The following is a 4768-nucleotide window of genomic DNA, read 5'->3' as shown; positions in this document are numbered from 1 at the left end:
AGCAAATGGCTCTAAGCTGACAACGGCTGATGCAGAGAATACAAAAAGGGCGGTGCCAATATAAAAACAGCACCGCCACAATCATTTTCCATTCTACATTCCCAATTTTTAATTGCTGTAATCATTGCTTTCATAGAGCAAATGGCTCTAAGCTGACAACGGCTGATGCAGAGAATATAAAAACTGCACCGCCACTACCATTCTCCATTCTACATTTTCAATTTTTAATTGTCCTTAGCAATATATTCCACGGCATCCACATCATTGACGGGCATGAGATGGGCTCCATCAGCATGGATTTCTTTCAGGGCAGTGACCAGTTCACGGGAAATCTGAAGCCCTGTTTCCCGGCCTCCTGTTTCCATGGCTTTCATCACATGGGGTGGAATATATATGCCGGGGACGTTGTTATTGAGGTAGGCTGCCATTTTAAAGCTTTTCAGGGGGACAATGCCGAAAAGGATGGGAAGCTCCAAATCTTTGGCAGCGGCCAGGAAATCTTCAGCCTGGCGGATATCATAAATGGGCTGGGTCTGGATAAACTGGGCCCCTGCCTTTTTCTTCCCTTCCAGACGGCGGATTTCCCTGTCCAGATCATCGGCGCCGGGATTAGCGGTGGTGCCGATATAGAAATCGGTAGGTTCTCCCAGATCATGCCCCATGAAGTCATGACCTTCATTCAGCGTCCTGGCAATTTCAATGAGGCCGGTAGAGTCTACTTCAAAAACGCCTTTGGCATTGGGGTGATCGCCGATAGAAGGCGGATCTCCGGTAAGGGTGAGAATATTATGAACACCCAGGGCATAAGCGCCCAGAAGTTCTGCCTGCAGGCCGATGACATTCCTGTCCCGGCAGGTGAGGTGGAAAATGGATTCCACATGGTAACGGCTCTGGATAATGGAAGACAGGGCGATTGGGCTCATACGGAGCTTGGCCATGGGGCAGTCTGCAATGTTTACAGCATCCACATAGGGGGCCACTTTGACTACCTGGGCTTCTGTCACAGCAGGGGATGCGCTTTTGGGCGGATCCAGCTCTGTGGTAATGGTAAATATATGCTGTCGGTTCTTTTCTTTTAATGTTGTCATCAGCCATTCCTCTTTTCTGTCAGTCTGTCAGCTATTTTTACGGCGGCAATTCCGTCTTTGCAGTAATCCGGGGCGCCGATGCGGTCGGCATAATCCTGGGTTACCACGGCACCGCCTACCAGAATATCTACTGCGGGGGTTTCTTTTTTCAGCGCTTCCACGGTATGTTCCATTTCAGGCAGGGTGGTAGTCATCAGGGAGCAGAGACCTGCCAGATCAGCATGATGTTCCTGCACCGCTTTTACAAAGGTATCTGCCTCTACATCCTTTCCCAGATCAATGACACGGTATCCGCTGTTTTCCATGAGGGCAGCTACAATATTTTTGCCCAGGTCATGAATATCGCCTTTTACCGTGCCGATGACCAGGGTGCCTTTCACCGTGGAACTGATTTCCGGAAGGAGCTTTTTCAGCTCTTTGAAAGCGGACTGCATGGCCTCCGCCGCCATCATGACCTGGGGGAGATATACCTTGCCGGCGCCGTAGCCGTCTCCAATTTCCGTCATGGCTTTTGTAAGCCCCTCCTTGATGATGGTTTCAGAAGAAATCCCGCTGTCCAGAAGGGTCTTGACCAGAGCGGCCGCATCTTCTTTTTCACCGTTTTTGACAGCAGCTTTGATCTGCTCCAAAGGAGGCAGGTCTTTGGCCGATTTCTTCTCTTCCTTCGGCTCTTCAGAGACTGCGGCTTCCCTGATAAACTGCTGGGCGCCGGGGTCGAAGCCTAAAAGAAGCTTTGCATTGGTGAAAGCATCCTGAATGCCTTTGTCCAGAGGATTGATAATCGGTGCGTTCATGCCGCAGGCAAAGGCCATGGTAAGGAAGGCCGCATTAATACGGGGACGGGCAGGCAGACCGAAGGAAACATTGCTGGTGCCCATGACGCAGGGAAGGCCGAATTCCTTTTTGTACAAAGAAATTGTTTTCAGCGTTTCTCTGGCACCGCTGTCGGAGGAACCAATGGTAAGTACCAGAGGATCCAGCAGGAGATCTTCCTTCCGGAGACCTGCAGCCAAAGCTTTTTCTATGAGAGATCGGGCGATGCGGATTCGTTCTTCTGCTGTTTTGGGAAGATTTCCCTTTTCCAGAGGGAGGCAGAGTACGGCGGCACCGTAGGTTTTAGCCAGTTTCAGTACCTTGTACAGGATTTCGTCATCAGCACCATTTACGGAATTGATGAGCGGGCGGCCCGGATAGACCTTCAGCGCTCTTTCCAGCACCTCAGGATCGGTGCTGTCAATGGAAAGCGGTACCGGGCAGAGCATGGACAGCTGGGAAATGGCAGTTTCCATAGCCGCTTTCTGGTCAATACCCGGTACGCCCATATTTACATCCAGCACATCGGCACCGGCGGCCACCTCGGCCAGCCCTTCCTTCTTTACGGAAACGAAACTGCCCCGCTGTATATCTTCCCGCATTTTCTTTCTGCCTGTGGGATTGATGCGTTCTCCGATTTTGACAGGAGCGTAATCATCGCCGATGAATACGGTTTTTGTTCGGGAGGTCAGAGCAGTAAAGGGTTTTACCTTTGGCGGGGGCGTCACCGGTACATTTTCCAGTGCTTTCGCGAGAGCCCGGATATGATCCGGCGTAGTGCCGCAGCAGCCGCCCAGATAGGAAACGCCGATTTTTGCAAATTCCGGCGCATAGGAAGCAAATTCTTTCGGTCCCAGTGGGAAGCGGGTTTCACCATTTTCCAGAACAGGCATGCCTGCGTTGGGCTGGATAATTACAGGCTTATTGGTAACGAAAACCATCTGGCGGGCTGCGTCAAGCAGCTTATCCGGTCCTACGGAGCAGTTGGCGCCGATCACATCAGCTCCCATGGCATCCAGAAGGATGGTGGCAGTGATCGGATCCGTTCCAGGGATGGTTCTGCCGTCTTCCGAATAGGACATCTGGCAGATAACCGGCAGATGGCATGCTGCTTTGGCAGCAATCAGAGCGGCTTTCATTTCCTGAATGTCGATAATGGTCTCGATAATAAGGCAGTCAGCGCCTGCATCAGAAAGGGCTTTGGCCAGACGGTAATAATTTTCGCAGGTTTCATCAAAAGACAGCTCGCCGATGGGCTGGATGAATTTTCCTGTAGGTCCCATATCACCGGCCACTTTAACCCGGTCCCCGCAGGCCATGCGAACATTTTGCACGGCAGCGGAAGCAATGGTCTCTACTTTGTCAGACAGGTCGTAATCAGCCAGCTTGATGGGAGAAGACCCGAAAGTATTGGTGGTAATGTACTGACTTCCTGCATCGGCATAAGCCTTGTGAATCTGCTGTACTACCTCAGGGTGGGAAATATTGTAATAATCAGGGCAGCTTCCTGCCTCAAGACCGAACTTTTGGAGCATGGTACCCATGCCGCCGTCAAAAAGTATCATAAGGTTCTCCTTTGTTATATATTATTTTTACTATTTTATAAGTACCACTATATTGTAAAGTTTCCTGGTTCTTGTTTCCAGCGGGCAGCAGTAAGCGGAAATTTCATCGTCTGAATCTGATCGTCTGAAGCCTCAATTCTGAAGCCCCATATCTCTTCTTTTCTTCGTCATTTCGAGCGGAGCGAAGTGAAGTGAAGTCGAGAAATCTGTCCCGCCAATGAGTATGTATCCTAAAAACTAGCACTTAGCAGCTAGCACCTAGCACCTGGCATCTAGAACCCAGAACCTAGAAACCAGAACCTACCCCCCTAAAAGCTGGAAGCTAACTGCTAACAGCTGACTGATAGAGTCTCAATGTCTGAACGGGCAGGTCATCAGAGAACAGGTTCGACACTTGGCAGGAGCCGGCCGCTGAGTACACTGCGATATACCGATAATGGCAGATACTGATTTTCTGGGGAAAAGCATGGAATGATCTGTAACGTGAATGCCGATTTTATCCGCTTCTATCAAACGGCAGAAATCATTCTGCTGGGTTACGGGCCAGTCTCCATAGCCTGGAGAAAAACGCCATACCGTTTTCTGACCGTCCTTTTCAGCTTCTTTTTGAATCAGCCGATCTACCTGATCGGCCAGGTGTTCAGTGGCGGTCGTGGCGGCAGCATCCAGAAGGAGGCCCCGAACATAATCGCCGGACTTGAAGGCAGCATCCGATGCCTTTTCGATTTCATCACCCACGGTGACGGCCAGTACCGCTACTGACCAGGAATTGGCCAGATGATGACGGATGCTTTTTCCGGTCAGCGTAAGGGGCGGCTGACCTTCAATCCGCCCTTCCGACGGTGAATAGGGAATGACCTGCCAGATACCCCGGGGCTCTGCCAGTGCCAGTGCTTCTTCTATGGCATTCTGCACCGCTTCCTCCGGGAAATTTTTCCCTTTGGGATTCATTCCTGCATAGCGGAGCATTTCCTTCCGGTCGATTTCAAATAAAGTTCCATTATAGAATGGCATGAAACCTCCTTAAAATAAAAAAATCCTCCATCCCTGAAAGGGACGAAAGACTCGTGTTACCACCCAATTTCATCCATGCATCACTGCATGAACCTCTATAGGTACGCCGGCCGCAGGGCCTTGATACTTGAGCGCTGTATCGGGCGCACCCGGGATGCCTCATGATTCGGCCTTCCCTGCTCGGAGTCCATATTCAGCAGCTCTTTGGCGCTCCCTTCTCACCATGGGGAACTCTCTTTGGCCTTATCATCCGCCTACTCTTCTCTTCATCGCATATCTGTAATTAAA

3 protein-coding genes are annotated in these 4768 nt (G+C 50.7%); all 3 read right to left on the bottom strand.

The window, feature by feature from the left end; translation table 11 throughout:
- Window positions 1-224: 224 nt before the first annotated feature.
- The 3 genes from ACI4N7_RS04910 to ACI4N7_RS04900 all read right to left on the bottom strand — a co-directional run bounded on the left by ACI4N7_RS04910 (window position 225) and on the right by ACI4N7_RS04900 (window position 4480).
- Complete coding sequence (locus tag ACI4N7_RS04910) at window positions 225-1088, bottom strand: methylenetetrahydrofolate reductase (protein WP_439732250.1); 864 nt, start codon at window positions 1086-1088, stop codon at window positions 225-227.
- Window positions 1088-3466, bottom strand: a complete 2379-nt coding sequence (locus ACI4N7_RS04905) for a homocysteine S-methyltransferase family protein (protein ID WP_439732249.1) — start codon at window positions 3464-3466, stop codon at window positions 1088-1090. Before ACI4N7_RS04905 ends, ACI4N7_RS04910 begins: the two co-directional genes overlap by 1 nt.
- A 351-nt stretch (window positions 3467-3817) precedes the next feature.
- Window positions 3818-4480, bottom strand: a complete 663-nt coding sequence (locus ACI4N7_RS04900; protein ID WP_439732248.1) for a vitamin B12 dependent-methionine synthase activation domain-containing protein — start codon at window positions 4478-4480, stop codon at window positions 3818-3820.
- Window positions 4481-4768: the final 288 nt, after the last annotated feature.

Source organism: Dialister sp. (assembly GCF_051885895.1).
GTDB lineage: Bacteria > Bacillota > Negativicutes > Veillonellales > Dialisteraceae > Dialister.
Note: the sequence above shows the minus strand (reverse complement) of the source record. Positions and strands in the feature narration are given on the sequence as shown.

Excerpts from the sequence above, each read along its gene's own strand:
- ACI4N7_RS04910 (WP_439732250.1), bottom strand. The coding sequence starts at position 1,088 with ATGACAACATTAAAAGAAAAGAACCGACAGCATATATTTACCATTACC.
- ACI4N7_RS04900 (WP_439732248.1), bottom strand. The coding sequence starts at position 4,480 with ATGCCATTCTATAATGGAACTTTATTTGAAATCGACCGGAAGGAAATG.
- ACI4N7_RS04905 (WP_439732249.1), bottom strand. The coding sequence starts at position 3,466 with ATGATACTTTTTGACGGCGGCATGGGTACCATGCTCCAAAAGTTCGGT.